General features: G+C 61.4%; 1 protein-coding gene and 1 pseudogene. Both read right to left on the reverse strand.

Features of this window, described 5'->3' with window-relative positions:
- Positions 1-2 precede the first annotated feature (2 nt).
- Positions 3-866: an IS21-like element helper ATPase IstB gene (gene istB, locus IVB12_RS26565; protein ID WP_346015530.1), complete on the reverse strand. Its 864-nt coding sequence runs from the start codon at positions 864-866 to the stop codon at positions 3-5.
- Positions 775-1,579, reverse strand: a pseudogene (locus tag IVB12_RS26570) (IS21 family transposase); the annotation flags it as partial. The gene istB and the pseudogene IVB12_RS26570, both read right to left, overlap by 92 nt.

A 1,579-nucleotide genomic window follows, 5' to 3' on the forward strand; every position in this document is an offset into this window, starting at 1 on the left:
TGTCAATCGGCGTTCGACTGGGACCCCCTATCGGCATCCAAAAGGGACCCCTTTGATCGGCGTGCTCTGCTGGGAGCGCTCGGGTCGTCGGAGCTGGTCGGGGTTGCGGAGACGGCGCGAGCGCGGGTTGTTTGAACATCGTCGCGGCTTTTGAATCGCCAGCTGTCGTTGCCGGTCTCGACGATGTCGCAGTGATGGGTCAATCGGTCGAGTAGCGCGGTGGTCATTTTGGCATCGCCGAACACGCTCGGCCATTCGCCGAACGCGAGATTGGTGGTGACAATGATGGAGGTGCGTTCGTAGAGCCGGCTGATGAGATGGAACAGGAGCTGACCGCCGGATTGCGCGAACGGCAGATAGCCCAGCTCGTCGAGAACGATGAAGTCCATGCGGGTCAGATGCTCGGCGAGCCGTCCCTGCCGACCGTTGCGGGTTTCGGTCTCGAGCCGGTTGACGAGGTCGACGACGTTGTAGAAGCGTCCTCTAGCGCCATCGCGGATGCAACTTCTGGCGATGGCAATGGCCAAGTGTGTTTTGCCTGTACCGGTGCCGCCAACCAGCACGACGTTGCGTTGTTGGGCGATGAAGCCGCCGCCAGCGAGATCATTGACGAGAGTCTGATTGATCGGCGTGCCGTCAAACTGGAAGTCGGCGATGTCCTTGGCGAGCGGCAGCTTGGCAATGGTGAGCTGGTATTTGATCGACCTGGCTTGCTTCTCGTTGATCTCGGCGTTGAGCAGGTCGCCGACAATGCGCTGAGGCTCGTGCTGGCGCTTAACGGCAGTTGCCATGATCTCGTCGAAGGCAGCCTTCATGCCGTAGAGCTTGAGTTCGCCCATGAGGTCGAAGATTTGGGTTCGTTCCATCAGATGGTCCTCCGGAGGTTGTCGTAGCGGGCACAATCGGCGATCGGTGCATGACGGAGCGTCAGTGCGGCCGGCGTCATGATGTTGGCCGGTGGGGCAGGTTCACGTTGACGGGCCAGGATATTGAGAACGACATCGGCGGAATGGACGCTGTGACTGAGCGCTTCGGCACAGGCCGCTTCCACCGCGGACAGACCGTCAGTCAGCACCGCGTTGAGGATGTCGACCATCTGCCGATTGCCATCGTCGGTGCTGGCCAGCTTGCGCCGGATCCGATCGATCGCGGCCGGCAGCACCCAGTCTTTGAAGGGAGCACCGTTGCGCAAGGCGCCGGGTTTGCGGGCGAGCACCGGCACATAATGCCAGGGGTCGTAGACGGTATCGCCGCGGCCAAAGGATCGCGGGTGCTCGGCAACGATACGTCCATCCTGACGGATCACGATGCGATCGGCATAGGCTTGAACCTCGACCGGTCGTCCGACTGCGCTGGCTGCGACCGAGTACTTGTTGTTGTCGAAGCGCACCAGGCAGGTCTTCGAGACCGATGCCGTCACCGCATGGAAGCCGTCGAAGCGGCCGGCATAGGGAACGAGTTTGGGGCGTTCGGCTTCGAACACGTCCCAGATCGTCTGATCGGTCAGCTCCGGATGGCGATGAGCCTTGGCGTAGGCGATGCATTTGTCGAGCAGCCAGGCGTTTAACTCGTCGAGGTT

Source organism: Bradyrhizobium sp. 179 (assembly GCF_023073535.1).
In the GTDB taxonomy this organism is placed as follows: domain Bacteria; phylum Pseudomonadota; class Alphaproteobacteria; order Rhizobiales; family Xanthobacteraceae; genus Bradyrhizobium.

Coding starts and splice junctions, on each gene's coding strand:
- istB (WP_346015530.1), bottom strand. CDS start 866: ATGGAACGAACCCAAATCTTCGACCTCATGGGCGAACTCAAGCTCTAC.